Annotated in this window: 26 protein-coding genes; 19 read left to right on the forward strand and 7 right to left on the reverse strand. The window is 57.2% G+C overall.

Going from position 1 to position 26,876, the window contains the following annotated elements:
* The first annotated feature begins 609 nt into the window (after window positions 1-609).
* From ADJ24_RS06490 to ADJ24_RS06515, 6 genes are read left to right on the forward strand one after another with little or no spacing between them, the layout of a single operon-like run.
* A complete protein-coding gene (locus ADJ24_RS06490) occupies window positions 610-1,212 on the forward strand; it encodes a helix-turn-helix transcriptional regulator (protein ID WP_023309863.1) in 603 nt (200 codons plus the stop codon).
* A gap of 53 nt (window positions 1,213-1,265) precedes the next feature.
* Window positions 1,266-1,850: a fimbrial protein gene (locus ADJ24_RS06495; protein ID WP_023309862.1), complete on the forward strand. Its 585-nt coding sequence runs from the start codon at window positions 1,266-1,268 to the stop codon at window positions 1,848-1,850.
* A 53-nt stretch (window positions 1,851-1,903) separates the two neighbouring features.
* A complete protein-coding gene (locus ADJ24_RS06500) occupies window positions 1,904-2,581 on the forward strand; it encodes a fimbrial biogenesis chaperone (protein ID WP_023309861.1) in 678 nt (225 codons plus the stop codon).
* 23 nt (window positions 2,582-2,604) lie between these two features.
* Window positions 2,605-5,130, forward strand: coding sequence for a fimbria/pilus outer membrane usher protein (locus ADJ24_RS06505; protein WP_023309860.1), 2,526 nt, complete (start codon window positions 2,605-2,607; stop codon window positions 5,128-5,130).
* On the forward strand, window positions 5,121-5,636 hold the full coding sequence (locus ADJ24_RS06510; protein WP_023309859.1) for a fimbrial protein: 516 nt from the start codon (window positions 5,121-5,123) through the stop codon (window positions 5,634-5,636). The genes ADJ24_RS06505 and ADJ24_RS06510 overlap by 10 nt, the downstream gene beginning before the upstream one ends.
* Window positions 5,636-6,646, forward strand: coding sequence for a fimbrial protein (locus ADJ24_RS06515; protein WP_032668285.1), 1,011 nt, complete (start codon window positions 5,636-5,638; stop codon window positions 6,644-6,646). Before ADJ24_RS06510 ends, ADJ24_RS06515 begins: the two co-directional genes overlap by 1 nt.
* Window positions 6,647-6,649: 3 nt before the next feature.
* Here ADJ24_RS06515 and ADJ24_RS06520 read toward each other — a convergent pair whose 3' ends face one another.
* On the reverse strand, window positions 6,650-7,174 hold the full coding sequence (locus ADJ24_RS06520) for a lipocalin family protein (protein ID WP_008500115.1): 525 nt from the start codon (window positions 7,172-7,174) through the stop codon (window positions 6,650-6,652).
* A 117-nt stretch (window positions 7,175-7,291) separates the two neighbouring features.
* On the opposite strand from ADJ24_RS06520, the gene ADJ24_RS06525 reads away from it, so the two are divergent.
* From ADJ24_RS06525 to ADJ24_RS06545, 5 genes are all read left to right on the forward strand, one after another.
* Complete coding sequence (locus ADJ24_RS06525) at window positions 7,292-8,017, forward strand: MerR family transcriptional regulator (RefSeq protein ID WP_023309857.1); 726 nt, start codon at window positions 7,292-7,294, stop codon at window positions 8,015-8,017.
* Between the two features lie 99 nt (window positions 8,018-8,116).
* Window positions 8,117-8,527, forward strand: coding sequence for a hydroxyisourate hydrolase (gene uraH, locus ADJ24_RS06530; RefSeq protein ID WP_023309856.1), 411 nt, complete (start codon window positions 8,117-8,119; stop codon window positions 8,525-8,527).
* Between the two features lie 102 nt (window positions 8,528-8,629).
* Window positions 8,630-9,589, forward strand: coding sequence for a YbgA family protein (locus tag ADJ24_RS06535; protein ID WP_023309855.1), 960 nt, complete (start codon window positions 8,630-8,632; stop codon window positions 9,587-9,589).
* 145 nt (window positions 9,590-9,734) lie between these two features.
* Window positions 9,735-10,823, forward strand: a complete 1,089-nt coding sequence (locus tag ADJ24_RS06540) for an AAA family ATPase (protein WP_023309854.1) — start codon at window positions 9,735-9,737, stop codon at window positions 10,821-10,823.
* Window positions 10,824-11,009: 186 nt separating this feature from the next.
* Entirely contained in the window at window positions 11,010-11,813 is an 804-nt protein-coding gene (locus tag ADJ24_RS06545) for a DUF4225 domain-containing protein (RefSeq protein ID WP_023309853.1), read from the forward strand.
* On the opposite strand, the gene ADJ24_RS06550 is transcribed toward ADJ24_RS06545, so the two are convergent.
* The 5 genes from ADJ24_RS06550 to ADJ24_RS06570 form a co-directional block, all read right to left on the reverse strand.
* A complete protein-coding gene (locus ADJ24_RS06550) occupies window positions 11,791-12,120 on the reverse strand; it encodes a hypothetical protein (RefSeq protein WP_023309852.1) in 330 nt (109 codons plus the stop codon). The two genes, ADJ24_RS06545 and ADJ24_RS06550, sit on opposite strands and share 23 nt — an antisense overlap.
* 215 nt (window positions 12,121-12,335) lie before the next feature.
* Window positions 12,336-13,322 (reverse strand): GlxA family transcriptional regulator, encoded by a 987-nt coding sequence (locus ADJ24_RS06555; protein WP_023309851.1) that lies wholly within the window; start codon window positions 13,320-13,322, stop codon window positions 12,336-12,338.
* Between the two features lie 26 nt (window positions 13,323-13,348).
* Window positions 13,349-14,128 carry an MBL fold metallo-hydrolase gene (locus tag ADJ24_RS06560; protein ID WP_023309850.1) on the reverse strand — a complete coding sequence of 260 codons (780 nt, stop codon included), beginning with the start codon at window positions 14,126-14,128 and terminating at the stop codon, window positions 13,349-13,351.
* Window positions 14,129-14,250: 122 nt separating this feature from the next.
* Window positions 14,251-15,051 carry a lipoprotein NlpA gene (gene nlpA, locus ADJ24_RS06565; protein WP_023309849.1) on the reverse strand — a complete coding sequence of 267 codons (801 nt, stop codon included), beginning with the start codon at window positions 15,049-15,051 and terminating at the stop codon, window positions 14,251-14,253.
* 147 nt (window positions 15,052-15,198) lie between these two features.
* Window positions 15,199-15,618 carry a GNAT family N-acetyltransferase gene (locus ADJ24_RS06570; RefSeq protein ID WP_023309848.1) on the reverse strand — a complete coding sequence of 140 codons (420 nt, stop codon included), beginning with the start codon at window positions 15,616-15,618 and terminating at the stop codon, window positions 15,199-15,201.
* A 186-nt stretch (window positions 15,619-15,804) separates the two neighbouring features.
* On the opposite strand from ADJ24_RS06570, the gene ADJ24_RS06575 reads away from it, so the two are divergent.
* The 5 genes from ADJ24_RS06575 (at window position 15,805) to ADJ24_RS06595 (ending at window position 22,537) form a co-directional block, all read left to right on the forward strand.
* Window positions 15,805-16,374, forward strand: coding sequence for a TetR/AcrR family transcriptional regulator (locus ADJ24_RS06575; RefSeq protein WP_023309847.1), 570 nt, complete (start codon window positions 15,805-15,807; stop codon window positions 16,372-16,374).
* 148 nt (window positions 16,375-16,522) lie between these two features.
* Window positions 16,523-17,644 carry an efflux RND transporter periplasmic adaptor subunit gene (locus tag ADJ24_RS06580; protein WP_023309846.1) on the forward strand — a complete coding sequence of 374 codons (1,122 nt, stop codon included), beginning with the start codon at window positions 16,523-16,525 and terminating at the stop codon, window positions 17,642-17,644.
* On the forward strand, window positions 17,644-20,754 hold the full coding sequence (locus ADJ24_RS06585) for an efflux RND transporter permease subunit (protein ID WP_023309845.1): 3,111 nt from the start codon (window positions 17,644-17,646) through the stop codon (window positions 20,752-20,754). The genes ADJ24_RS06580 and ADJ24_RS06585 overlap by 1 nt, the downstream gene beginning before the upstream one ends.
* The gene (locus ADJ24_RS06590; protein WP_023309844.1) at window positions 20,754-22,118 is read left to right on the forward strand and encodes an efflux transporter outer membrane subunit; all 1,365 of its coding nucleotides are present in this window, start codon (window positions 20,754-20,756) and stop codon (window positions 22,116-22,118) included. Before ADJ24_RS06585 ends, ADJ24_RS06590 begins: the two co-directional genes overlap by 1 nt.
* Before the next feature lie 122 nt (window positions 22,119-22,240).
* Entirely contained in the window at window positions 22,241-22,537 is a 297-nt protein-coding gene (locus ADJ24_RS06595; RefSeq protein WP_023309843.1) for a YicS family protein, read from the forward strand.
* Between the two features lie 45 nt (window positions 22,538-22,582).
* Here the strand turns inward: ADJ24_RS06595 and ADJ24_RS06600 are convergent, their stop codons facing one another.
* Window positions 22,583-23,533 carry a LacI family DNA-binding transcriptional regulator gene (locus tag ADJ24_RS06600; RefSeq protein WP_023309842.1) on the reverse strand — a complete coding sequence of 317 codons (951 nt, stop codon included), beginning with the start codon at window positions 23,531-23,533 and terminating at the stop codon, window positions 22,583-22,585.
* A gap of 293 nt (window positions 23,534-23,826) precedes the next feature.
* On the opposite strand from ADJ24_RS06600, the gene ADJ24_RS06605 reads away from it, so the two are divergent.
* From ADJ24_RS06605 to ADJ24_RS06615, 3 genes are read left to right on the forward strand one after another with little or no spacing between them, the layout of a single operon-like run.
* Window positions 23,827-24,141 carry a PTS sugar transporter subunit IIB gene (locus ADJ24_RS06605; protein WP_023309841.1) on the forward strand — a complete coding sequence of 105 codons (315 nt, stop codon included), beginning with the start codon at window positions 23,827-23,829 and terminating at the stop codon, window positions 24,139-24,141.
* 11 nt (window positions 24,142-24,152) lie between these two features.
* Window positions 24,153-25,478 carry a PTS sugar transporter subunit IIC gene (locus ADJ24_RS06610; protein ID WP_023309840.1) on the forward strand — a complete coding sequence of 442 codons (1,326 nt, stop codon included), beginning with the start codon at window positions 24,153-24,155 and terminating at the stop codon, window positions 25,476-25,478.
* A 17-nt stretch (window positions 25,479-25,495) separates the two neighbouring features.
* Entirely contained in the window at window positions 25,496-26,872 is a 1,377-nt protein-coding gene (locus ADJ24_RS06615; RefSeq protein WP_023309839.1) for a glycoside hydrolase family 1 protein, read from the forward strand.
* The last annotated feature ends 4 nt before the right edge of the window (window positions 26,873-26,876 follow it).

Below are 26,876 nucleotides of genomic sequence, written 5' to 3' on the forward strand. Positions count from 1 at the left end.
CGGATAAATGCGCAACTGTATATCCTGGCGCCTGGCGAAAATTCTTATTTTTCCTTTCTCTTTATCTGACGGGTCTAAAGTTTTCTTAACCGCTATTTAAAGCTGTCTTGACACTGACAAAACTCGACAAATCCGCCCGTTGAACGGTTTAGCCATCATTGTCTGAATTATTCAGCACCCTTAATTTGTTTTTTTAACAAAAAGGAGAGAGGACGGGCGTTCCCGGCGGGTTTCGAAATTATGCCCCATTCGAAACCTGTCGTCTTAATTAACAATTTCGGCACGGAACTGTTAGTCACCGTCAGTAACAACCCGCGTCGCATGACGCCCCCAGACTATTTCCTTACAAAACATTTATTAAAGCTAACTTTTCAATAAAAACTATCGGTATGATTATTTTCAGGCAGATAAGCAAAAGCCGGTTCAGCGAGGAGAAATTGACGCTACACCTAAACCGTACTTAAAACAAATTAAGATTAATTCAGGTTACCTCTTTTACGCCCTGAGTATAGTGGGCTCACACCGTGCAATGCTTAATTGCTTCGAAAATACAGGCATCGTTCTGCCAGACAGACGAGTCTCATTACAATTATAAATCGAGGGAATGACATGGCGAATAAGCTCAACAACACACGTCATTTAAATATCGCGCTATTGGGTGGAGATCACTTTGCGCGCCAGGGGATCGCCGCGTTATTAAAAAATATTGTCCCGGCTATGCAGATTACGGCATCGATCGATAATTACGCGGAGATCGAAACGATACTCGCGGCCGCACCGGTAGACGTGATTTTTTTATCCGGCATGGAGAAATATCACGCCGGATATGACTGCCTGAAATATATCAGGAAGATGAAAGTCCTTTATCCCGACGTACTTATTTGCATGTATTCCGCACCGGCAAATTCCTGGCTGTGGATACGCGGTGAAATAGACGCCTATCTCTCGCTGCAGGACCCGCTTTATCACTGGCGAGCCAGCGTATTAAAAATGGTCGATAGCCGTTATCGCCCAATAAAAAAACCCACGGCGTTATCGCTGACGCCGGGTGAATGGAGGGTATTGAAGGAACTGCGAAAGGGTCTGGATATGCGTTACATCGCCGAAACAGAGCAGCTTTCTTACCGTCGTGTCAGCGCGTTAAAAAGCTCAGCGATAAGAAAACTCGGGCTCAGGAACAAGACAGATTTGCTGGTCTTTTTAACCAGTTAGACCTGCTGCTTTCAGAGCAAATCTCGACATAACACCATAATGGAATCAGGACAATGAAAGCTCAATTCAATAATAAAACGCTGCTCGCGATCGCTATTGCGGCATTACTGCCAGCGGGCACGGCCCTGGCTGCCGGCACCAGCGGCGGCACGGTGAACTTTAGCGGCAAAGTGGTGACTTCCGCCTGCGCCATCAGCGCAGGAAGCGCCAACATTGACGTGGATATGGGTGAAGTGCGTACCGCAACGCTGGCGACCGCCGGCAGCGAAGCCAGCACGGCAAAAGCGTTTGCCATCACCCTGGAAGATTGCGAAATCGCCGATACCTCAGCCTCTACGGATGAGAACCCGATTGCCGCCACAACCGTGGCCGTCACCTTCACCGGCACGCCGGACACTTCCGATGTTAATAGCTTGTCCGTCGGGGCAAACGGCAGCGCCAACTCTGCGCAAAACGTGGCTATTCGCCTTTATGACGAGCAGGGCAACGTGGTGAAGCTGGGTGAACCCGCTTCGGCCATCCCTCTGCGTAAGGGTGCCAACACCCTGAACTTCAGCGCGAAATATTACTCGCCGAAGGGCGGCGCCACCGCGGGTGATGCCAGCGCCGTCGCAACCTACACAGTGACCTATTCGTAATCTTCAGGCCCGGTCTGCGAGCCGGGCCTGTTTTATCTTTCAGGAGTAACACTATGCGCGTAAACACATGGATTTGCCTGGCGGGCGCGTTATGTTCCTCCGCCGTCTATGCCGGCGGCGTGGGGCTGGGCGCAACGCGATTGGTCTACTCCAGCGCCACCAGCCAGGCCATGATGCAGGTGAGAAACACCCATCCCGACGCCACGTTCCTCATCCAGTCGTGGATGGAGAATGAGAAAGGCGAACGCACCAACGACTTCGCGATCACGCCGCCGCTCTACGTCATAAAACCGGCCAGCGAAAGCGCGGTGAAAATCATGTTTAACGGCAAAGCCCTGCCAGCGGATCGGGAGACGCTTTACTGGATGACGGTCAAAGCCATCCCCCAGCAGGCGAAAAGCGGCGCCGGGAATACGCTGCAGTTTGCATCGGCTAACCGCATCAAGGTCTTTTATCGCCCGGAGGGACTCAGTGAGCCCCCGCGAGAGGCGTGGAAAAAACTGGCCGGTGCCTACCGTGCCGGAAAAGTGACGCTCAGTAACCCAACGCCGTACTACCTCACCACCATCAACGTGAAAATTGACGGTATGCCGGTGCAGCCGGTGATGGTGCCCCCGAAAGGCAGCGTGACGCTGGCTGAACGCTTCAGCCACGCGAGCAGCATGAGCTATCAAACCATTAACGATTACGGGGCATGGACCCCCGCCACGCGCGCGTCGTTATCCCAATAATAAAAACAGTAAGGCGTGACCACGTGAAAATAAAAATCCTGTGCGCCACGGTGATCTCCCTGGTGATTCGGCAAGCCGTGGCTGCTGAAAGCGAGCTGCAATTTAACCCCGCGTTCCTCAACGGCGAGAGCGCAAACAGCGCCGATCTCGCCTGGGTCAACGCCGGGAGCGCGTTGCCGCCGGGTGATTACAATCTCAACGTGTATATCAATACGAATTATGCGTTCACGGGAAACGTCACGTTCCGCCTTGCTGAAGACAGCACGGGTGAAGCGCTGCCCTGCCTCACGCCTGAACAATTCGCCGCGCTGGGCATCGATAGCCATCAGGCGAAGGGCGGAGCGCTGCCGCTGGCGCAGCGCTGCATTTTCTTAACGAAGGCGTTTGCGGATACGCAGTTTGATCTGGACCAGAAGACGCTCACCCTGAGCTTCACCGTACCGCAAAGTGCGATGCGAAATTTGCCGCGCGGGTACGTCAGCCCGGAAAGCTGGGAGGCGGGCATTCCTGCCGCGTGGCTGAATTACGTGGTCAATGGCTCGAACAATGAGTATCGCGGCGAGACGCGCACGCGTGAGCAGCAGCTGTTTGCGAGCCTCAACAGCGGCGTCAACCTGGGCGCGTGGCGGCTGCGTGATTTCACCACGTGGACCAAAGACAGCAATGAGCTTACCCACGTGCAGACCTGGCTGCAGCGCGATATTCACGCCCTGCGCGCGCAGGTGTATGCCGGGGAAACGTACACCTCGGCGCAGGTGTTCGACTCCGTGGGCCTGCGCGGTATCGCCCTGAAAACCGATGACAACATGCTGCCCGCAAGCCTCAGCGGCTATGCGCCTGAAGTCCGGGGCATCGCGCGCAGCAACGCCACGGTCACGGTTCGCCAGAACGGCAACATCATCTATCAAACCTCCGTCCCGCCGGGGGCGTTTGTACTGAAAGATCTCTACCCGACCTCCTCGGGAGGCGATCTGGCGGTCACCATTCAGGAGAACGACGGCAGCAAAACGCAATACACGCTTCCCTTTGCCAGCGTGCCGAACCTGGTGCGTAACGGACAGGTGAAATATGCCCTCGGCGCCGGGAAATACCGTCCGACGGGCAATCAGGATTCGCCCTCTTTCGCGCAGGGTGAACTGTTCTACGGCTGGCGATACGGCCTGACGTTTTACGGCGGGGCGCAGTTTGCCGATAGCTATAACGGCCTGGCCCTCGGGTTTGGGCAAAACCTCGGCCGCTTTGGCGCCTACTCCATCGACCTGACCCACGCCCGTAGCCAGCTGGCGGACGATCGGCACTATACCGGTGATTCGGTGCGCCTGCGCTACAGCAAGCTGCTGAACGACATTGGCACGCGGGTTAACTTCTTCTCGCTGCGCTACTCCACGAAAGGGTTTTATACCCTCAGCGACACCACGTACAAAGGGATGTCGGGCGGATCGCCAAAGCAGACGGTGGAAGACGATGGCACCGTCACCACCCATTACGACAACGTGTACAACCTGCGCATGTCGCGCAAGGCAAAAAACCAGCTGCTGCTGTCGCAGCCGATGGGACAATATGGCTCGCTGTCACTGTCGTGGGATCAGCAGACCTACTGGAACACGTCAAATACCACGCAAAGCCTGCAGTTTGCGTGGAACGCCACGTTTCGCAACGTGTCGCTTGGCGTCAGCGTCCAGCGAAGCTCGAGCCTGTATGACGACAAGAAAGATAACATCCTGTCGATGTCAATTTCGGTCCCGCTGGGCAACCCGACGCTGTCGACCCGCGCGCGCTTTACCACGACCCATGCGGACTCCACCGGCACAACCACCAGCACGGGCGTGAGCGGCTACCTGCCGGACCAGGAAAACCTGTTCTATAGCGTCAACCAGCGCTACAGCTCCCGACAGCACTACGGCGGCGATGCCACCCTGCAGTACGAAGGCGCGTGGGGAGACTACAACCTGGGCTACAGCTACGCCAGCGACTCCCGCAACCTCAGCTACGGCATCAGCGGCGGCGCGGTAGTGCATGAAGATGGCCTGACGCTGAGCCAGCCGCTCGGGAACACCAACATTCTGGTAAAAGCGCCGGGAGCCAGCAACGTCGCCGTGCTTAACCATAAGGGCATCAAAACGGACGGCCGGGGCTACGCGGTGATCCCGTACGCCACGCCGTATCGCGTCAACCAGGTCGCGCTGGACGTGACGACCGCCGGCAATGACGTGGAGCTGGAAAACGCCATCGCCAACAAAACGCCTACCGACGGTGCCCTGGTTCGCGCCACCTTCATCACGCACCAGGGGGCTAAAGCGATGTTTATCGTGCGTCACGGCAACGACGTGCTCCCCTTCGGCACGCTGGTCTCGCTCGATGATGACAAAACCAGCGGCATCGTCGGCGATGGCGGCAGCCTGTATCTCTCCGGTTTGTCAGAGAAGGGCACGCTGAACGCCGTGTGGGGCCGCGGCAGCCGCCAGCGCTGCGCCATTACCTACGCCTTAAACAAGCAGAACTATAACGCCCGCACCGGTCTCTATTCTCAGGAGGTGGTATGTCAGTAACGTTCCGGATCGGCTGCATCGCACTGCTGGTTTTCGCTCTCCCCGTTCGCGGGTATGACGTGCTGGTCTCCGTCACCGGCAATGTGATTGGCAACACCTGCGTGGTTGCAGAGGGCTCTGAGGTGCAAAACGTGCCGCTGGGCACCATTGGCATCAAGCAGTTCAACCGCGCCGGAGCCGTCAGCAATATCAAAACGCCCTTTACGCTCAGGCTTGAAGCGTGCGGGCCAACCTTTGCTGGCGTAAAAATTCGCTTCAGCGGAACGCCGGATGATGACAACCCGCAGCTTCTGAAAATTGCTGACGGTGGCGCTACCGGCGTGGCGGTGCAGATCCTCAATAAAGAGAGCGGGCTCATTCCCCTGAACACACAAACCGCCGCGTACGGAATGGCGGGGGATGACAGCGTACAGATGACCTTTTACGCGCAGCTGGTAGCCACCGGCGCATCCGTCAGCGCTGGCGATGTGTCAGCCTTCGCCACATGGACAACGGAGTATCTATGATGCGTTTATTATTTCTTCTCGGCGGATTACTTTTCTGCGCCAGCGTGCAGGCTCTGGACTGGAAATCGGACATTACGCTCTCCCCTCAGCCTATGACCTACAGCGGGCCGGCGGATTCCGTGGTGCCGGGCAGCATTATCGGCTCGACCTGGAGCGCCACCGCCAGCGTGCAGCAGGTGTTCTGGTGCGGGATTGTTTTTACCTGCAACAAAGGCACGCTGCAGCCCAGCAGCAGCGCCATCACGAGCGGTGCGACGGTCACAGTCGACGGGGTGAACTACACCGTTTTTGAGACCGGCGTACCGGGCGTGGGGTATATCATCGGGCTGAAGGATTTTAAGGGAACAAAATACATTCCCCTGCAAACCGGTATCACGCAAAGCTACCCGGCAGAGGGCACCAGCGGGTTTGCTCAGGATCTGGGCTGGTCTGCAAAGGTCACCTTTATTAAAACCGGTGCCGCCCTGAAATCCGGCGTCTATAACATCCCGACCATCAACGCCGCGGTGCTCACCGCCTATAACAACGAAACGAAAACGGCGCAGGTGATTATCAGCCCGACCAGCATCACGGTAACCGCCAGCGGATGTACGGTTGGCAGCAAAAACGCCAGCGTGGCGCTGGGCACCATCGATATGCGTACCCTGCCCACGGTGGGAAGCACGTCGCCATCGGGAACGTTTACCGTCGGCCTGACCTGCGACGCGAACGTGGCGGTTCACGCGGTGATGACCGATCAGACCACGCCGTCGAACACCTCGTCGGTGGTGACCCTGACCGGAGACTCAACGGCGTCCGGCGTTGGGGTGCAGTTTTTCTACAACGGCAGCGGGCCGCTGACGATGGGGCCAGACAGCTCGGCCGCGGGCACGACCGGCCAGTTCTTTATCCAGAGCACCACGGCGGCGCAGACGCTCACGTTACCGTTCCAGGCGCAGTACATCAGAACCGGTGAACTGGTCCCCGGCTCGGCCAACGCGCTGGCCAGCATTACGTTTTCCTACCAGTAGGGGCTACTGCTTCACCCACACCAGCTGGTCAACCCGGAAGCCCAGACTGCGCGCGGTGTTCAGGTAATCCTGCTTCACCGCATCCGGAATGGTTGGCGTGCGCGACAGGATCCACAGGTAATCGCGGTTCGGGCCGCTGACCAGGGCGTACTGGTACTTATCGTCCAGCCTGATCACGTTATAGCCGCCGTAGAACGGGCCGAAGAAGGACACCTTAAGCGCGGCGGTGGTTGGCTCGCCGGTAAAGTACGCTTTGCCTTCGCTCTCGTTCCACTTGTTCTTCACCGGATCGTAGCCCCTGTTGAGCACGCTGATGCCGCCGTCGCTACGCTTGCCGTAGGTAGCGGTTACCTGCTCCAGCCCGCGCTCAAAGCGATTTTCCAGCCGGGCGACTTCGTACCATTTGCCGAGATAGCGGCTGGCTTCGAAGTTGGTGATAGGCTGCACGCCTTTCGGCGGCGTAGGGGATTTACAGGCGACCAGCGTCAGCGCAATGGCAACACCGGTCACAACAGGCCATAGCTTCATGAGAATTCCTTTCATTTGCACGGTTGGACGTTAAGTGTAGTGCACCGTTTCGGCGCTTCATCCCGTTCGGGAAAATTCGTAGTATATTGAGAGTATTCCTCCACTCTGGACACGGACATGGCTTACTCCATCGGCGAATTCGCCAGACTCAGCGGCATCACCGCCACCACCCTGCGGGCGTGGCAGCGTCGCTATGGTTTACTCAAGCCACAGCGCACGGAGGGCGGCCACCGCCAGTACAGCGACGAGGACGTCCAGCAGGCGCTAAAAATTCTCGACTGGGTCAAAAAAGGCGTCCCGATCGGCCAGGTCAAACCTCTGCTGGAGCGCCCGACGCCGGGTCGGACCAACAACTGGCAAACCCTGCAGCAGAACATGCTGCAACGCCTGCAGGACGGCAAGGTCGAGTCCCTGCGCCAGATGATTTACGACGCCGGACGCGAATACCCCAGGCCGGAGCTGGTCGCGAACGTGCTGCGCCCGCTGCGCGGCCAGGTCTCGGCCAACGTCGCCGCCGCCATGACCCTGCGTGCGATCCTCGACGGCATCATCATCGCCTACACCTCGTTTTGCCTCGAAGGCGATAAAAAAGCGCCGGGCGATAACATTCTGCTCAGCGGCTGGCACCTGAACGACCCGTGCGAGATCTGGCTCGAAGCCTTAACGCGCACCGGACAGGGCCACCGAATCGACATCCTGCCGGTTCCGCCTGACGCGCTGGCACCGGAAATTTTCCCGGAGCGCAAATGGCTTCTGGTCACCAGCGGCAAACTCACCGCCGGGCGGAAAAAACAGGTGGAGCAGTGGCAGCAGCAGGTATCGCTTGAAGTGATTATCCTCTGATAATTTTCTCCTGCGGGAATCTTCACGAAAAGTTGAATATTTTCCCACGCCGCAGATGCTAACGTTTTCCTGTAACGAATAACTCCACAGGAAAACACCATGAAAAAAACTGCCCCTCTGCTGATCCTGGCCTCGATGGCCTTTGCCCCTGCTGCCTTTAGCGCCCCTGCCGGCACGCTTAGCGTCCACATTCTCGACCAGCAAACCGGGATGCCGCCATCGGACGTGACCGTTACGCTGGAGAAACAGCAGCAGGACAAATGGACCCCGATTGCCAACGGCAAAACCGACCACGACGGCCGCATCAAATCGCTCTATCCGCAGGATCAGGACATGCAGCCTGGCGTGTATAAAGTGACCTTCAAAACCGCAGAGTACTTCCACGGCAAAAAGCTGGACTCCTTCTTCCCGGAGATCCCGGTGCTGTTTACCGTGACCCGCACCAACGAGAAGCTGCACATCCCGCTTCTGCTGAGCCAGTACGGTTACTCGACCTACAAGGGTAGTTAAGACGCGTTGATTTTAAAGGAATAAAAAAAATAGTTCCGCTAATACTTGGACAAATTAGTCATGTTGTGTAAGTTTTAATTATATGAACGGGAGGACTACACCATGACAACGAAACCTGTGCTCGGTATTAGCGGATGTTTGACCGGATCCGCCGTTCGCTTTGACGGCGGACACAAGCGTATGGGCTTCGTCATGGATGAGCTGGCCCAGTGGGTGAATTTTAGGCCCGTCTGCCCGGAAATGGCTATCGGTCTGCCGACGCCTCGCCCGGCCATACGCCTGACGCTGACGGACAGCGGCGAAACGCAGCTCCGTTTCAGCAAACCGCCTCATGATGACCTCACGCAGAAAATGGCCGAGTTCACGGCGGACTATCTGCCAAAAATCGGCGATCTGTCGGGATTTATCGTCTGTGCAAAATCCCCAAGCTGCGGCCTGGAACGCGTGCGGCTGTACGATGAAAACGGCAACCGGGGCCGCAAGGAGGGCGTCGGGCTGTTCACCGCCGCCCTTCTTGAAACCTACCCGTGGCTGCCCGTCGAGGAAGACGGTCGGCTGCACGACCCGGTGCTGCGGGAAAACTTTATCGAGCGGGTATTTGCCCTGCACGAGCTAAACACGCTGCGCGATAAAGGTCTCACGCGACGTGGGCTGCTGGATTTCCACAGCCGCTATAAATTGCAGCTGCTGGCGCACCATCAGGCGGGCTACCGTGAAATCGGCCCGTTCGTTGCCTCGCTGCACGAGTGGGAAGACCTGGACGCCTTCTTCGTGGCGTACCGGGAAAAACTAATGACCATCCTGAAAAAACCCGCCTCGCGGAAGAATCACACCAACGTGCTGATGCATATCCAGGGGTATTTCCGTAACCAGCTGAACACCCGCCAGCGCGGCGAGCTGCGCGACGTGATCCTGCACTATCGCAACGGACAGTTGCCTATTCTCGCCCCGATCACGCTGCTGAAGCACTACCTGGCCGAATACCCCGACCGGTATCTGATGACGCAAAACTACTTTGATCCCTATCCTGATGATTTGGGTCTGCGTCTGGCAGTCAAGTGATCATAAAAATGCGAAGGCCCCATTGACCCGTAGAGGCCCAAAGCAGTACCCCGTTTAGACGACATCCTCACTGTCGTCTCTTTTTTGCATTTCACCTCAAAGACTGTGATTATATACAGGCTTATTCTGCGAAAGGGACCTGCCTGTGATCAACACCCTGCACATTCAAAACTACCGATCCATCCGCGAGATGTCGCTGGAGCTGGAGCAGCTTAATATCGTCTTCGGGCCGAACGGCACCGGAAAATCGAATATCTACAAGGCGATACATCTGATGCACAGCGCCGCCCAGGGGCAGTTTTCCCAGGCGCTGGCAAACGAGGGCGGCATTCTGAAGGTGTTCTGGGCAGGCAAAACCCGCAGCGACCAGCTACGACGGATGAATCTGGCCGTGGAAACAGAGTCCTACGAATACGAGCTGCAGGTCGGGTTTGTGGAGAAGCTGCCCTATCCCTCGCAGTTTCAGCTCGATCCGGTGATCAAAGAGGAGTCCATCTGGCTGAGCGGCCAGCACCGTCGGCCTTCATCACAGCTGATGAAGCGTAAGAACCAGGCGGTGTTTCTCAACAACGTGCATCACGAGAAAGTGACCCACAGCGGCACGCTGTACGAGAACGAATCGGTGTTCGGACAGCTCGGCGAACCGCATCTTTATCCGGAAGTGTCGCAGATGCGTGAGTCCCTGCGTAACTGGCGCTTTTATCATGAGTTTTCTGTATCAATCGGATCGGCGATGCGGGCCCCGCAGGTCGGCTTCCGCTCCCCGGTGCTGGCCAGCGACGGCGCCAACCTGGCAGCGGCGTTTCAGACTATCGTGGAGATTGGCGACGAGCTGCTGCTGATGCGCATTCTCGATCAGGCCTTCCCCGGCTGCGTGTTTTACAGCGACAACACCGGCGGACGTTTTCGCATGATGATGCAGCGCGAGGGGCTGAGCAGACCGCTGGAACCGGCGGAGTTCTCCGACGGCACTCTGCGCTTTCTGTGCCTGGCGGTAGCGCTGCTCAGCCCGCGCCCACCGGCGTTTATCGCGTTGAACGAACCGGAAAACAGCCTGCACCCGCAGATGCTGCCCGCGCTGGCGAGCTTAATCGCCGAGGCCAGCCGCTACTCGCAGATCTGGCTCACCAGCCACTCGCCGGAGCTGGCGCAGTTGATTGAGAAGCAGAGGTCGTTTTCGCTGTATCAGCTATCGATGGTTGAGGGGGAGACGAAGGTGGAGAGGCTGGGGTAGTTCTTTATATCTCACTTTCCCTGCCTTCAATGACTATTCTTTCGGTAGCCACCAACGACGAAAATGATTTTCGCCGGGATATGCCTTTGGCGCTTGCTGGCTCGCGATACATGCCCCAATTTATTGTTGCCAGTTTCTGCTGGAAGGATAATCTGTAAATATTGGTTATCAGATGAGAAAATTTAAATGGATATTGCACTTTTCCCTGGTCAAAACGCCCGTGCATGGGCTGAAACAATGATAAATCTTGAAGCCCGGAAGCTTATCAATACTGCGAATATTGTCGGAGGGCAACATCTCAGCGACGGACTCGCACGGATTAAGTTTATGGATGATATTCGGCAGTTTGTGATGCAACAATTTAGCGCTACCCGGGCGGCCAGAAGTCATGAGGAGTGCATGGAATGCCTGAAAAACATCCGGACAGAGAACGAAAGTCTTCTTGATCAAAGCAGAATGCTTCGCTCACGTACAGCTCAGCTTTTTGCTCAGATTGAACTGGTTAAAGAAAATAACAAAGTCGTCGGTTATGTTATCTCGTCGATTAAGGTGGTGCTTTCAGGATTACAGATTGTTGCAGGTGTAGGTGCAATGATGACAATGAACCCAGTGGGTGCGCTTGCAGGAGCGATTCTGGTTATGGATGGTGCAAATGCCATTTCAAAAGAAATTAACAGAACGCTTCAACATCAACCAAATTCCGAAGGAATGCTGGCAGATGGCGTCATGGATATCGCTCAGTTTATGGGATTTAAACGTGAATCAGCACTGGGAGTATTTAACAGCGTAAGCCTGGCCGCAAGCGTCTATACGGTATTTGGCGCCATCCGAAAACCCGAATCATGGCGTCTGTTTCGCTATCTCCCGCTGGATTTCTACCGCAAGGTCGACGGAATGAATCGCGCAGCGCTCACTATGAAAATTGTCGGCTGGGGTGTGTCTGCAAAAGTCTCGTTTGATTTAATTTCTAATGCGTCTGGCCAGAACTAATGTATTTCTTTCTGTAGCGCCAGGCTTTGTAGGTAATGACCGGGGGTTGAAAAAACCAGACAATCACCAACACGATGAAAAGAGAAATGCCCCCGGAAACAATATTGTAATGCTCAGCGAAAAAAAGAAGCGCCAGAAAAATCAAAGCCACAACCGCAGTAAGAAACAGAACCATGATAAATCGCTTACCTAACTCAAGTACTACCTCGAGCAAGGATGAACCATAACGGCTAATGTTCCGGTTCAGATACGCTAATTCTTTTACGGTGAAACCTGATTCTAGTAACTGCGTTTCAATATTGTTCATGCCACTACCTTTTCTCTGGAAAGTAACGTGGAATATCTTAACCGGAAGAGAGGCGTCTTGTAACCATTCTGATGCATCAGCATTAAACAGCAAAAATCAGGATCACGCTAAAAAGACACTGGCGGCTAAAGTAAAAAAACAAAAGATTACGGGATTTAAGACTCGCTCGTCAGGGACGTTCGTAACCTCAACAAATTGATGCCGCCCACGGCTTTTCACTCCAGCGCAACAGAATTATCATTTTCTGAAGACGGCTGAATGCGAAACGTCTTTCGCCACTCCGCCGGACTGACCCCAAAACGCGCCTTAAACTGCTGTCGCCAGGTGACGGCGGAATTAAATCCCACCAGCTCGGCCACGCGCTCAATCGGCATATTTCCGGCTTCAAGCAGGATCTGGCTGCGCCGCAGGCGTTCGGCGGTCAGCCAGTCGGAGACGCTCATTCCCGTGGCTTTAATAAAATGGCGGGTCAGGGTGCGGCGGCTCATCGAAACCACCTCTGCCAGCGAGTCCAGGCTATGCGGTTCGGTGATGTGCTGCTGAAGATAATCGATCAGACAGTTAATACGTCCGTCGCGGGTATCTTTGGGTACCGGCTGGGCGATGAACTGCGCCTGCCCGCCTTCGCGGTAGGGCGGAACAATCATCCGACGGGCAATCTGGTTGGCAACCACGCTGCCAAAGCGCTGGCGAATGATATACAGGCAGCAGTCCAGCGCAGCCGCCGTTCCAGCAGAGGTGATGATATTGCCGTCATCCACGTAAAGGGCATTAATATCCAGCTGAACGTACGGGAAAAGCGACTGGAACTGATGCTCGAACTCCCAGTGGGTGGCTGCACGTTTGCCGTCGAGGAGCCCCGCCCAGGCCAGCACAAACGACCCCAGACACAGCCCGACGATTTCCGCGCCGTTGTCTCTCGCCTGCACCAGGCTGTCGAGCAGCGTCTGGGGCGGTCGTTCAAGGACGTGCTGCCAGTAGGGAACTACAACAATATCGGCCTGGCTAATGGCGGTGTAATCCTGCGTGGCGTTGAGGGCAAATCCGTCTTTTGAGGTGAGAAAACCCGGCGTTTCGGCGCAGATCGTCACGTTAAAGCGCTTTTCGCCGGAGACCGAATCGCCAAACAGAATGCAGGGAACGGAGTAGTGGAACGGGCTGAACCCGTCTACCGCGACAATCGCGACGTTGATTAGCGACATCTGTCTCTCCTTTCCCTTTAACGCACTCAGAATATAACGGTTTCGCCATCCTGGGGAATGCTCACCGCGTCACTCACCTGATTGGCTTCAACGTACTCACGCAGCGCGCTGCGGGTCAACAGGCAGTGGTTAATCGCCTCCATATGGATCGCCACAATGTTTGCCTGCGGCAGCAGGAAATGAACGTTGAGCACATCCTCCTGCCCCATAATAATGGGCCCAAAACCAACGACGTGGGCATAGCCCGCGTTCAGCACCACCACGTCCGGCTGGTGCTTTTGCAGGTCGGCCGCCACTTCGTCACGCCAGATGGTATCCCCGGCAAGATAAAGCGTCTTCTCATCGGGATGACGCAGCACCACGCCGCAGGCCTCGCCCAGCCGCTCCGCCAGCTCCGGCACGGCGTAAGCGCGATCGGTGCCGTGCTGCCCGCCGTGGGTTTTCGTAATCTGAATATCGCCGAAGAAGGTCGCGTCGGTCATGACCGTCAGGTTGCTGAATCCCTGGCTTCGCAGCAGCGCGGCGTCACGATCGTTTTGCACGTAGATCGGTTTGTCTTTGGCGATCAGCTCCGCCGCGGCGCGATCCCAGTGATCGTCATGGGTATGGGTGACGATCACCGCGTCGGCATCCAGCAGCGTGTTAACGTCAAAGGGGAGTTCGACAGTCGGGTTACGGCGTTCGGCATACGCCGTACCGGGAAAGCCCGGATAAGCCCCCTTCGGGGCCAGCATCGGGTCGATTAAAAGACGTTTACCAGCGTAGGTAATCAGCTGGGTGGCGTTGCGAATGTGGGTAATGTTCATGGGCTATCCTCCGGTTGGTGTGATAAGGAGGATAGCCAGCCGTCACAATTGACGCTGTGGGTTAAAGGGCGATTACCGATGGAATCGGGCCAAGTTAAGCAACCCGTTTTCCGTCAGATCGTTTACCAGCCCGGCACCGCCCCGCCGTTAAAGATCGTCTCCGCCGCTTTCGCTACCTCAGGCGATTGATACGACTGGATAAATTCCTTCACGTTCTCCGCGTCTTTGTTGTCTTCGCGCGTCACCACAATGTTCACGTACGGCGAGTTTTTATCCTCAATAAAGACGCTGTCATGCACCGGCGACAGCCCTGTTTGCTGAATATAGGTAGTGCTGATGATGGCGACATCCACTTTCGGGTCGTCCAGCACGCGCGGCAGCTGTGCCCCTTCCAGCTCCATAATTTTCAGCTGTTTAGGGTTGGCGGTAATATCCAGCGCCGTGGGCAGCAGCCCGGTGTCCGGCTTCAGGGTAATGAGCTTCTCCTTTTGCAACAGCAACAGCGCGCGGCCAAGGTTGGTCGGGTCGTTTGGAATGGCAATGGTTGCCCCGTCCTTCAGGTCAGAGACGGATTTGATTTTGCGGGAATAGCCGGCCATCGGAAAAACAAAGGTGTTCGCCACGGCCACCAGCTTGTAGTTATGCGCCTTGTTATCCTCAGCGAGGAACGGGCGATGCTGGAAGACGTTAGCATCCAGTTCCCCCTGGTTGGTGGCATCGTTAGGCAACAACGAGCCGCTGAAGCCCACCAGCTCCACGTCCAGGCCATATTTCTCTTTTGCCACCTTTTTGGCAACTTCCGCTACGTCCTGTTCAGCGCCGTTGATGACGCCCACTTTAATGTGTTTGGCATCGCTGCCACTTTGATCGCACCCTGCCAGCAGCAGGCCCGCGAGAACCAGAGCACCCAATCGACGTTTCACAAGACAGTTCCTTTTGCTAAATGTTGTAGTGACTATATCGACAACGAGGCGGTGAAATAAAAACCGAAAAAGAATCAATAAGAAGGATAAGTTATATGCGGGTATTGCCGGGTGGAGCTGCGCTTACCCGGCCAACAGATTCCGAGCTTAAAGCGCTTTCGCCAGATAATGCCGCTGCATGCCCTCATACGGGTAATCCTGTAGCGACATCTGCAGCCGGTACCCCTGTTTTTCATAGAACGGGCGCGCCTGGAAGCTGGCGGTATCGACCAGCGCGTGCTTGCAGCCTTTGCGTCTGGCTTCCTCTTCGGCCGTTTTGATGAGCTTGCTGCCAACGCCGGATCCGCGCACGGTCTCGCTGACCCAGAGATAGTCGATATTCAGCCAGTCGCCTTTACGCACCCCAATTAGCCCGCCGAGCATGACGCCTTTATCGTCTCGTACGTAAACGCCAATGTCGCCGCTAAAGGTCGCCATATCCAAAAATTGCCCGTTATAGGCTCTTAACCCCACAAATAACTCTTCTTTTTCAGCGGGCGTTACATTATTTGTTATGCTCAGGTGCATTTTTCTCTCCTTATTTTCTATGCAATCTGAATATCTCACAGCTTAACCTCCACAAAAACTCCTCATTCCCTCCATTTTTTAAATACGGAAACATTCCCTCAATATCTAAATAAAAAAGGCCTTTCCAATACGCACCCAAAACGTATACTGAGAACGATCATTCTCACTTTTACACGGTAGCCGACGATGAGTACGAAACTGGAAGAACGACAAAAACAACGTCAGGACGAAATCATCACCGCCGCTCGCCGCTGCTTTCGCGCCAGCGGATTTCACGCCGCCAGCATGTCGCAGATAGCCAGCGAAGCGAAGCTCAGCGTCGGGCAAATTTACCGTTATTTCAGCAACAAAGACGCGATTATCGAAGAGATGATCCGCCGCATCATCGACTCGCGCATCGAGGAGATGCAGGGTAAAACCCTGGTAGAAGGGATGCCGCAGGCACTCGCCTGGCGACAGACCCTCAACGAAGATGACGATGCGCTGATGCTGGAAATGTCCGCGGAGGCCACGCGTAATCCGCAGGTGGCGACGCTGCTGATCGAAGCCGAATCGCGCATGTTCGCCAACGCCTGCGAGCACCTGAAAAAGCAGTTTCCCCACCTGAGCGACGAGCATATTCGCTGCTGCGTGGAGATTACCGCCGTGATGATTGAGGGGACGATTTATCGACGACTCACGCCGTTAAAAGTCCCGTCAGAACAATTAGAACCCCTTTATCAGGATATTTTAAATATGCTTTTCTCTGCGAAGTAATCGCATATGAATAATTAGCGGGAATAAGTAATTCCCCTTTTTTACATTTCTGGCTCTGCCAGAGATGCGGTATCGCTGTGCCTTTAAATAGCCCTCCTCCCTGTTAAGCCATTAACGGGGCAGGCGTCGTTCACCCTGGAAAAAGATTATGAAAAACATAACAACCTCCATCGCGGCATTATTTCTCCTGACCGGGTGCGATAATGCGCAAACATCTGCTCCCCAGCGTCCTCTTCCGGAAGTGGGGATTGTCACTCTCATGAGCCAGCCTGTTTCCGTCGTCAGCGAACTGACCGGCCGCACCGCCGCAGCCATGAGCGCCGAAGTGCGCCCGCAGGTGGGCGGCATTATCCAGAAGCGCCTGTTCACCGAAGGCGATACGGTCAAGGCCGGGCAGCCGCTGTATCAAATTGACCCTTCCAGCTACCGCGCGGCGTTTGATGAAGCCGCCGCGGCGCTGAAGCAGGCGCAGGCGCTGGTTGCAGCCGACTGCCAGAAGGCCCAGCGCTATGCGCAGCTGGTGAAAGACGACGGCGTGTCGCGTCAGGACGCAGAGGACGCGAAGTCCACCTGCGCGCAGGACAAGGCCAGCGTCGAGTCAAAGAAGGCCGCGCAGGAGAGCGCGCGCATTAACCTTAACTGGACCACCGTGACCGCGCCGATTGCCGGACGCATCGGCATCTCCTCCGTCACGCCCGGCGCGCTGGTGACCGCCCAGCAGGATACCGCGCTCGCCACCGTTCGCGGACTGGACAGCATGTACGTCGATCTCACGCGTTCCAGCGCCGATCTGCTGCGTTTACGCAGGCAAACTCTCGCCACCAATAGCGATACGCTAAGCGTGTCCTTAATTCTCGAAGACGGCAGCACCTACAGCGAGAAAGGCCGCCTGGCGTTAACCGAAGTGGCGGTGGATGAATCAACCGGCTCGGTCACGCTGCGCGCCGTCTTCCCGAACCCGCAGCATCAGCTCCTGCCGGGGATGTTCGTCCGCGCCAGGGTGGATGAAGGCATCATGAACGACGCGATCCTGGCACCGCAGCAGGGCATCACCCGCGACGCCAAAGGCACCGCCACCGCGCTGGTGGTCAATGCCAGCAACAAGGTTGAGCAGCGTCAGCTGGAGACGGGCGACACCTACGGCGACAAATGGCTGGTGCTGAGTGGCCTCAAGGCGGGCGATAAGCTGATTGTGGAAGGCACCGACAAAGTGGCCGCCGGGCAGGAAGTGAAAGCGGAAGAGATGAAAGCCAGCGGAGGAAACGCCTGATGTTTTCCCGCTTCTTCGTGCGTCGCCCGGTCTTTGCCTGGGTTATCGCCATTCTCATCATGCTCGCCGGGATGCTGGCGATCCGCACGCTGCCGGTCGCGCAATATCCGGACGTTGCTCCGCCGTCGATCAAAATCTCGGCCACCTACACCGGCGCCTCCGCGCAGACGCTGGAAAACAGCGTGACGCAGGTGATCGAGCAGCAGCTCACCGGGCTGGATAACCTGCTCTACTTCACCTCCACCAGCAGCTCGGACGGGTCGGTGAGTATTAACGTCACCTTCGAGCAGGGAACCGACCCGGACACCGCGCAGGTACAGGTGCAGAACAAGGTTCAGCAGGCGGAATCGCGCCTGCCGACCGAGGTGCAGCAGTCCGGTATTACAGTCGAGAAATCGCAGAGCAACTTCCTGCTGATCATGGGCGTGTACGACAAAACCGACGCCGCCAGCAGCTCGGATATCGCCGACTGGCTGGTGAGCAATATGCAGGACCCGCTGGCGCGCGTGGAGGGCGTCGGCAGCCTGCAGGTGTTCGGGGCGGAATACGCCATGCGCATCTGGCTCGACCCGGCAAAGCTGGCGTCCTACTCGCTGATGCCGTCCGACGTGCAGAGCGCGATTGAAGCCCAGAACGTGCAGGTTTCCGCCGGTAAAATCGGCGCGTTGCCTTCGTCGAACGCCCAGCAGCTGACCGCCACCGTCCGCGCCCAGTCGCGCCTGCAGACGGTCGATCAGTTTAAAAATATCATCGTGAAGAGCCAGTCCAGCGGCGCGGTGGTGCGCATCAGCGACGTCGCCCGCGTGGAGATGGGCAGCGAAGATTACACCGCCACCGCGAAGCTTAACGGCCACCCGGCGGCGGGTATGGCGGTCATGCTCTCACCGGGTGCGAACGCGCTCAACACTGCGACGGCGGTAAAAGACAAGATCGCCGAGTTCAAAAAGTCGATGCCGGAAGGCTACGACGTGGCCTACCCGAAAGACAGCACCGAGTTCATCAAGATCTCCGTTGAGGACGTGATTCAGACCCTGTTCGAAGCCATTATCCTCGTGGTGGTGGTGATGTACCTGTTCCTGCAAAACATCCGCGCGACGCTGATCCCGGCGCTGGCGGTGCCTGTCGTTCTGCTGGGCACCTTCGGCGTGCTGGCGCTGTTCGGCTACTCCATCAACACTCTGACGCTGTTTGCGATGGTGCTGGCGATAGGGCTTTTGGTGGATGACGCGATCGTGGTGGTGGAAAACGTCGAGCGTATTATGCGTGACGAAGGCCTGCCCGCCCGGGAAGCTACGGAGAAATCGATGGGCGAAATCTCCGGCGCGCTGGTCGCCATTGCGCTGGTGCTCTCTGCGGTATTCCTGCCGATGGCCTTCTTCGGCGGCTCCACCGGGGTGATTTACCGTCAGTTCTCGGTCACCATCATTTCAGCGATGTTCCTCTCCGTGGTGGTGGCGTTGACCCTGACGCCCGCGCTCTGCGGCTCGATTCTGAGCCACACGGCGCCGCACAAAAAGGGCTTCTTCGGTGCGTTTAACCGCTTCTACAGCAGGACCGAGCGCGGCTATCAGAACAAGGTCCTGCGCGCCCTGCGCCGCTCCGGCGGCATGCTGGTTATCTATGCCCTGCTCTGCGGCGCGATGGGCTTCGCCATGCTTAAGCTGCCGGGCAGCTTCTTGCCCACGGAAGATCAGGGCGAAATCATGGTGCAGTACACCCTGCCCGCCGGCGCGACGACGGTACGTACCGCCGAAGTCAGCCGCCAGGTGCGCGAGTGGTTCCTCACCAAAGAAAAAGCCAATACCAACGTGATCTTCACCATTGAAGGCTTCAGCTTCAGCGGCAGCGGCCAGAACGCCGGGATGGCGTTTGTCTCCCTGAAAAACTGGTCCGAACGTAAAGGTGATGCAAACACCGCGCAGGCCATCGCCCTGCGCGCCACGCAGGAGCTGAGCACCATCCGCGATGCGACCATCTTTGCCATGACGCCGCCCGCGGTGGACGGCCTGGGCCAGAGCAACGGCTTTACCTTTGAGCTGATGGCTAGCGGCGGCACCGACCGCGACGCGCTGCTGAAGCTGCGTAACCAGCTGATTGGTGAAGCCAACCAGGACAGCTCGCTGCACGCCGTGCGCGCCAACGATCTGCCGCAGATGCCGCAGCTTCAGGTCGATATCGACAACAACAAGGCCGTTTCGCTGGGGCTGTCCCTGAGCGACGTTACCAACACCCTCTCCAGCGCCTGGGGCGGGACCTACGTGAACGATTTTATCGACCGCGGCCGCGTGAAAAAGGTCTACATCCAGGGCGACAGCGACACCCGCGCCGTACCGTCGGATCTCAACAAATGGTTTGTGCGCGGCAGCGACAGCACCATGACGCCGTTCTCCGCCTTCGCCACCACCCGCTGGGAGTATGGCCCGGAAAGCCTGGTGCGCTACAACGGCTCGGCGGCGTATGAGATTCAGGGCGAAAACGCCAGCGGCGCGAGCTCCGGCACGGCGATGAGCAAAATGGAGCAGCTGGCAAACAGCCTGCCGTCCGGCAGCACCTGGGCGTGGAGCGGTTTGTCGTTGCAGGAAAAACTGGCGAGCGGTCAGGCGATGAGCCTCTATGCCCTCTCGATCCTGGTCGTGTTCCTGTGCCTGGCGGCGCTGTATGAGAGCTGGTCGGTGCCGATTTCGGTCATCCTGGTGATCCCGCTTGGCGTGCTGGGCGCGGCCGTCGCCGCCTCCCTGCGCGGCCTGAACAACGACGTCTATTTCCAGGTGGCGCTGCTCACCACTATCGGCCTGTCGTCGAAGAACGCCATTCTGATTGTGGAATTCGCCGAAGCCAAAGTCGCTGAAGGGTACTCTCTGACGCGCGCCGCACTGCGTGCCGCCCAGACGCGCCTGCGTCCGATCATCATGACCTCGCTGGCGTTTATCGCAGGGGTTACGCCGCTGGCCGTGGCAACCGGCGCAGGGGCCAACAGCCGCGTGGCGATCGGTACCGGCATTATCGGCGGGACGCTGGCCGCGACGCTGCTGGCGATCTTCTTCGTTCCCTTATTCTTTGTACTGGTGAAACGTCTGTTCTCCGGTAAACACGCGAACCGGAGGTCATAATGTTTCGTGTATCTGTTTTAGCGTTAGCCCTGCTGAGCGCAGGCTGTGTGTCGTTAGACCCAACGTATCAACGCCCGGACGCCCCCATCCCGGCAACCTTGCCCGGCGCGCACGGCGAAGCCACCGCCGTGGTGAGCCAGTGGCAGCAGGTAATGAACGACGCGCGGCTGAAAAGCGTGGTGACGATGGCGCTTAACGGCAACCGCGACGTGCAAAAAGCGATTGCGGATATCGACGCCGCCCGCGCCCAGTACGGTGAAACGCGCTCGTCCCTGTTCCCGACGGTGGACGCCGATCTGAGCCACACCCGCAGCCGCACGCTGGCAAGCGGCGTCGCGAAAAGCGACGAAGCCAACGGCGCGGTCTCCAGCTTCGAGCTGGATCTGTTTGGCCGCAACCAGAGCCTTTCCCGCGCCGCGCGTGAAACCTGGCTTGCCAGCGAGTTCACCGCGCAGAACACGCGCCTGACGATGGTCAGCGAGCTGACCACGGCCTGGGTGACGCTGGCGGCGGATAACAGCAACCTGGCGCTGGCGAAATCCACGATGGAGAGCGCGGCAAACTCGCTGAAGATTGTGAAGCGCCAGCAGGACGTTGGAGTGGCGGCCGCCACGGACGTCAGCGAAGCGATGGCGGTGTATCAGCAGGCGCGCGCCAGCGTGGCGAGCTACCGGACGCAGGTGATGCAGGACAAAAATGCCCTTAATCTGCTGGCGGGCGATACGGTGCCGGACAACCTGCTGCCCGGCACGCTGGAGAGCCTGAGCGATAACGCCATCACGCTGATCCCGGCGGGCGTCAGCTCCAGCGCGCTGCTGCGTCGTCCGGACATTCAGGAGGCCGAGCATAACCTGCTGAGCGCCAACGCCAATATCGGTGCGGCGCGCGCCAACTTCTTTCCGACCATTTCACTCACCGCCAGCGCGGGCGTCGGCAGCGATTCGCTCTCCTCCCTGTTCAGCCACGGGATGAAGGTCTGGTCGTTCGCGCCGTCCATCACCCTGCCGCTGTTTAGCGGCGGGAACAACCTGGCACAGCTGCGCTACGCGGAAGCGGAGAAGAAGGGGCTGATCGCCACCTATGAGAAAGCCATCCAGAGCGCGTTTAAGGACGTGGCCGACGCGCTGGCGCGACGTGAAACGCTGGGCGAGCAGCTCGACGCCCAGCGCGAATACGTGGCGGCGGAGCAAAAAACGCTGGACGTGGCGACGCGCAGCTACAGGGCGGGCGCGGGGGATTATCTGACGGTTCTGACCGCGCAGCGGTCGCTGTGGTCGGCGCAGGAATCGCTGATTGCGCTGCAGCAAACCGACCTGGAAAACCGCATCACGCTGTGGCAGTCGCTGGGGGGCGGTATTCAGTAGCGCTTGCCGGGAAGTTCATGACAGGCGGTGAAGAGAAAATTCATACTTTCGGCTGGCGTCGCTACACTGAATGTAACGATATATTTCATGGGAAGCATGTGACTTCTAAAAGGGGGTTGTTGATGAAAGCTGCGCACCTGGTCTGCCTGCTGGTTTGTCTGCTCTTCGCCGCGTTTGTCCATGCTCAGGAAAAGGATGACCCCGCGAAAGAGGCGCAAATAAAGCAGCAGGTCCTTAAAGATATTAAGAAAACCTGTACGCCACAGAAAAAGCAGAGCGATAAAGCCTGGCAGGAGATGATTTTGTCGTCCGAGGCCAATCAGTTGCTGATCAAAAATGCCATCACCGCCGTTAAGCGCGACAACCTGGATGCCTACTGGGGGGCGATTGGTCAAGTGGATTGTATGGAAGATTATTGAGTTCCCGCCGGGTGGCGCTGCGCTTACCCGGCCTGGAAAACATTTTTAACGCTTCCGCATGTCCGGAATAATCAAATCCCCGCGCAGAACATAGGACCCGAGCATCTGCGTTTTCTCCGTCAGCCAGCTCACAATCCGCGCCGCCATCGCGTCCATGGAATATTCAATCGCCGGGATCACCGGAATACCCGGCAGGTGCAGCGATCCGGCCAGGCTAAAGACCATGATGTCGTCCGGCACCGATTTGTTAAACGCCTGCAGCTGCGGGATCACCCGCTGGGCTTCCTGCTCATCCGCCACCAGCAGCGCGTTGAAGTTCAGAGTACTGGCGTTATTAAGCAGCTCCTGTAGCGCAACGGACGAGGAGGTCGCGTCCATAAAGACCAGGCTGCGATTAAAGGGCAGGAAATTTTTCTCCAGCGCGTGCTTGTAGCCGAGCAGCACCTGATCGGCAAAACCGCTGCCGTGGGGGTGGATCAGCGCAATCTGGCGACGCCCCTGGCTGGTGAGGTAGTTACAGGCGGTCTCGGCGGCAAAGGCGTGATCGAACTGGATGCTGTTGGAATTATCAGTCTCCATACAGTCCACCAGAATGACGTTTTCCATTTCCACGTCCAGCGGGAAACGGGCGCCAATCACCAGGATGTCATCGCAAAGCCCGCAGGAGAGTTCTTCAAGGGCGTGCATCACTTCCGCTTTGCTGTGCGCGAAGCGCAGCAGGAGATGTTTTTGATGCTGGCTGAGCTGTTTTTCCAGCGCGTAGAGATAACCGGTGGTCTGGTTAATGTTTTCCTGCGCGCAAATCACCCCGATACAGCCCGTCGACTGGCTCAGCAGCGACTGGGCAATCACGTTAGGTCGGTAGTTCAGCTCATCCACCGCCTTTAATACGGCCTGACGGCTGGCTTCCTTAACGCCACGCGACCCGCTCAACACTCGCGATACCGTGGCTTTAGACACCCCGGCAAGACGTGATACATCATTGATTGTCGACATCTCTTTCCCCTGGCAGGCTTACCACGCGCCTGCAAATTCCATGACCGCTTCGGCTCACATTATAGCCAGAACGGAGTATATCCGTTTCCGTTTTCCATGGAAACCGATTTTCCGTTTCCACTCAAAATGATGTCAAAACAGCCAAATTATGTGACCCACATCCGGTTAATTAGCCTCATAAGTAAGGGATCTTGATGGGTATCACACTTCTGTCTTTTATGAATGGAAACCGGTTTCCGTATAATGTCCAATCATCCTCGCAATAACTTTTTACATTTAGAGGATGGTTGTCGATGTTCAAGATTATGCTGTGCTGCTCTGCCGGGATGTCCACCAGCCTGCTGGTCAGCAAAATGATCGATGTCGCGAAAGAACGTGGTTTGCCGGTGAAGATCGATGCGTACGGTGTTTCCGAATTTGATACGCAGTTTCCGCAATACCAGGTTGTCCTTCTCGGACCGCAAGTGAAATACATGTTACAGACACTCTCAGACAAGGCGGCTACGAAAGGCATTCCGGTGCAGCCCATCGATATGATGGACTACGGCATGCAGCGTGGCGATAAAGTACTGGACTATGCTCTGTCGCTCATCGAAGCGGCACACTAAAAGGTGTTCACATGAGTTCGTTATATCAATCCATGGTCGCAGTGATTGAGCAGTCAATTACCCCGCTGGCCGCGAAGCTGGGTCAGCAAAAGTATGTGATTGCCATCCGCGACGGCTTTACCGCCGCGCTGCCGTTTATGATCATCGGCTCGTTTATGCTGGTGTTCATCTTCCCGCCGTTCTCGGCGGATACCACTAACAGCTTCGCCCGCGGCTGGCTGGATTTCTCCCAGACCTATCGCGAACAGCTGATGCTGCCGTTTAACCTCAGCATGGGCGTGATGACCTTTTTCATCTCGGTGGGGATTGGCGCGAGCCTGGGGCGTCAGTTCAACCTCGACCCGGTGATGTCCGGCCTGCTGGCCTTTATGGCCTTCCTGCTGGTCGCCGCGCCGTATGCCGACGGCAAGATCTCGACCCAGTATCTCTCCGGCCAGGGCATCTTCACCGCGCTGATCACCGCCATTTACGCTACCCGCGTCTACGCGTGGCTGAAGCAGAACAACGTGACCATTCGCCTGCCGAAGGAAGTCCCAACCGGTGTGGCGCGCTCGTTTGAGATCCTGATCCCGGTGATGGTGGTGATCGGTACGCTGCACCCGCTGAACCTGTTCATCGAAGCGCAGACCGGAATGATCATCCCGCAGGCGATCATGCACCTGCTGGAGCCGCTGGTGTCCGCGTCTGACTCCCTGCCCGCCATTCTGCTCTCCGTGCTGCTGTGCCAGATCTTCTGGTTCGCCGGTATTCACGGCTCGCTGATCGTCACCGGCATCATGAACCCGTTCTGGATGGCGAACCTATCCGCAAACCAGGCGGCGCTGGCGGCCGGCGCGGCGCTGCCGCACGTTTATCTTCAGGGCTTCTGGGATCACTACCTGCTGATTGGCGGCGTAGGCTCCACGCTGCCGCTGGCGTTCCTGCTGCTGCGCAGCCGCGTTACTCACCTGCGTACCATCGGCAAAATGGGCGTGGTGCCGAGCTTCTTTAACATCAACGAACCGATCCTGTTCGGCGCGCCGATCATCATGAACCCGATGCTGTTTATCCCGTTCGTGTTCGTTCCGCTGGTCAACGCCTGCCTGGCGTACGCGGCAACCAAGCTCGGCTGGCTGGCGCAGGTCGTCTCGTTAACCCCGTGGACCACCCCTGCACCGATTGGCGCTTCGTGGGCAGCGAACTGGGCACTGAGCCCGGTGGTGATGTGCCTGGTCTGTATGGTGATGTCCGCGCTGATGTACCTGCCGTTCCTGCGCGCCTATGAGCGTACGCTCATCAAAAACGAAGAGCAGAAGGCCCAGGCAACCGTCGGCGCCGCCGAGACCGCCAGCAATTAAGTCAAAGAGGAAGAGTCATGAAATACGCATTTCCCGATAACTTCTGGTGGGGCAGCGCAAGCTCCGCTCTCCAGACCGAAGGGGCAAGAGAGGGCGAAACCACATGGGATTACTGGTTTGCCCGCGAGCCGAACCGTTTTCACAACGGCGTGGGGCCGCAGCAGACCTCCACGTTCTATCAGCACTGGAAAACGGACATTCAGCTGTTAAAGCAGCTGAACCACAACAGCTTTCGCACCTCGATTAGCTGGGCGCGCCTGATCCCCGACGGTATCGGTGAAGTGAACCCGGAAGCGGTCGATTTTTACAATCAGGTCATTGATGAGCTGAATGAACAGGGCATCACGCCGTTTATGACCCTGTTCCATTTCGACATGCCGATGGCGATGCAGGAGATCGGCGGCTGGGAAAACCGCGACGTGGTGGACGCCTACGCCCGCTATGCGCAGATTTGCTTTGAGCTGTTCGGCGATCGCGTGCTGCACTGGTTTACCTTCAACGAGCCGATCGTGCCGGTGGAAGGCGGTTATCTGTACGACTTCCACTACCCCAACGTGGTGGATTTTCGTCGGGCGGCAACCGTGGCGTATCACACCGTACTGGCCCATGCGAAAGCGGTGCAGGTCTACCGCGCCGGGCATTACGCGGGGGAGATTGGCATCGTGCTGAACCTGACGCCCTCATACCCGCGCTCGCAGAACCCGGCGGACGTGAAGGCGGCGCACATCGCGGACCTGATGTTTAACCGCAGCTTCCTCGACCCGGTCCTGCGCGGCGAATACCCGGCGGACCTGGTGGCGCTGCTGAAATCCTGCGATCAATTACCCGCCTGTAAACCGGAAGACGGTTTCCTGATTGCGGAAGGGAAAATCGACCTGCTCGGCGTGAACTACTATCAGCCGCGTCGCGTGAAGTGTCGCGACAGCGCGGTGAACCCGCAGGCGCCGTTTATGCCGGAGTGGTTCTTTGATAGCTACGAGATGCCGGGCCGCAAGATGAACCCGTACCGCGGCTGGGAAATCTACGAGCCGGGTATTTACGATATTCTGGTCAACCTGCGCGACAATTACGGCAACCCTCGCTGCTTTATTTCTGAAAACGGCATGGGCGTCGAAAACGAACAGCGCTTTATTGAAAACGGCCAGATTAACGATCAATACCGCATCGAGTTTATTTCCGAACATTTAGCCTGGCTGCATAAGGGTATTAGCGAAGGGTGCAATTGTCTTGGCTATCATATGTGGACGTTTATTGATAACTGGTCGTGGTGCAACGCGTATAAAAATCGCTACGGATTTATCCAGCTCGATTTAGAGACGCAGAAACGCACCATTAAGAAAAGCGGAGAGTGGTTTGCCGCCACCGCGTTAAATAATAGTTTTGATAAAGAGTAATGAT

It is taken from the genome of Enterobacter sp. 940_PEND, assembly GCF_001059415.1.
GTDB classification, from domain to species: domain Bacteria; phylum Pseudomonadota; class Gammaproteobacteria; order Enterobacterales; family Enterobacteriaceae; genus Enterobacter; species Enterobacter cloacae_M.

Excerpts from the sequence above, each read along its gene's own strand:
- ADJ24_RS06490 (WP_023309863.1), top strand. The coding sequence starts at position 610 with ATGGCGAATAAGCTCAACAACACACGTCATTTAAATATCGCGCTATTG.
- ADJ24_RS06495 (WP_023309862.1), top strand. The coding sequence starts at position 1,266 with ATGAAAGCTCAATTCAATAATAAAACGCTGCTCGCGATCGCTATTGCG.
- ADJ24_RS06500 (WP_023309861.1), top strand. The coding sequence starts at position 1,904 with ATGCGCGTAAACACATGGATTTGCCTGGCGGGCGCGTTATGTTCCTCC.
- ADJ24_RS06510 (WP_023309859.1), top strand. The coding sequence starts at position 5,121 with ATGTCAGTAACGTTCCGGATCGGCTGCATCGCACTGCTGGTTTTCGCT.
- ADJ24_RS06515 (WP_032668285.1), top strand. The coding sequence starts at position 5,636 with ATGCGTTTATTATTTCTTCTCGGCGGATTACTTTTCTGCGCCAGCGTG.
- ADJ24_RS06520 (WP_008500115.1), bottom strand. The coding sequence starts at position 7,174 with ATGAAGCTATGGCCTGTTGTGACCGGTGTTGCCATTGCGCTGACGCTG.
- ADJ24_RS06525 (WP_023309857.1), top strand. The coding sequence starts at position 7,292 with ATGGCTTACTCCATCGGCGAATTCGCCAGACTCAGCGGCATCACCGCC.
- uraH (WP_023309856.1), top strand. The coding sequence starts at position 8,117 with ATGAAAAAAACTGCCCCTCTGCTGATCCTGGCCTCGATGGCCTTTGCC.
- ADJ24_RS06535 (WP_023309855.1), top strand. The coding sequence starts at position 8,630 with ATGACAACGAAACCTGTGCTCGGTATTAGCGGATGTTTGACCGGATCC.
- ADJ24_RS06545 (WP_023309853.1), top strand. The coding sequence starts at position 11,010 with ATGGATATTGCACTTTTCCCTGGTCAAAACGCCCGTGCATGGGCTGAA.
- ADJ24_RS06550 (WP_023309852.1), bottom strand. The coding sequence starts at position 12,120 with ATGAACAATATTGAAACGCAGTTACTAGAATCAGGTTTCACCGTAAAA.
- ADJ24_RS06555 (WP_023309851.1), bottom strand. The coding sequence starts at position 13,322 with ATGTCGCTAATCAACGTCGCGATTGTCGCGGTAGACGGGTTCAGCCCG.
- ADJ24_RS06560 (WP_023309850.1), bottom strand. The coding sequence starts at position 14,128 with ATGAACATTACCCACATTCGCAACGCCACCCAGCTGATTACCTACGCT.
- ADJ24_RS06570 (WP_023309848.1), bottom strand. The coding sequence starts at position 15,618 with ATGCACCTGAGCATAACAAATAATGTAACGCCCGCTGAAAAAGAAGAG.
- ADJ24_RS06575 (WP_023309847.1), top strand. The coding sequence starts at position 15,805 with ATGAGTACGAAACTGGAAGAACGACAAAAACAACGTCAGGACGAAATC.
- ADJ24_RS06580 (WP_023309846.1), top strand. The coding sequence starts at position 16,523 with ATGAAAAACATAACAACCTCCATCGCGGCATTATTTCTCCTGACCGGG.
- ADJ24_RS06585 (WP_023309845.1), top strand. The coding sequence starts at position 17,644 with ATGTTTTCCCGCTTCTTCGTGCGTCGCCCGGTCTTTGCCTGGGTTATC.
- ADJ24_RS06590 (WP_023309844.1), top strand. The coding sequence starts at position 20,754 with ATGTTTCGTGTATCTGTTTTAGCGTTAGCCCTGCTGAGCGCAGGCTGT.
- ADJ24_RS06595 (WP_023309843.1), top strand. The coding sequence starts at position 22,241 with ATGAAAGCTGCGCACCTGGTCTGCCTGCTGGTTTGTCTGCTCTTCGCC.
- ADJ24_RS06600 (WP_023309842.1), bottom strand. The coding sequence starts at position 23,533 with ATGTCGACAATCAATGATGTATCACGTCTTGCCGGGGTGTCTAAAGCC.
- ADJ24_RS06605 (WP_023309841.1), top strand. The coding sequence starts at position 23,827 with ATGTTCAAGATTATGCTGTGCTGCTCTGCCGGGATGTCCACCAGCCTG.
- ADJ24_RS06610 (WP_023309840.1), top strand. The coding sequence starts at position 24,153 with ATGAGTTCGTTATATCAATCCATGGTCGCAGTGATTGAGCAGTCAATT.
- ADJ24_RS06615 (WP_023309839.1), top strand. The coding sequence starts at position 25,496 with ATGAAATACGCATTTCCCGATAACTTCTGGTGGGGCAGCGCAAGCTCC.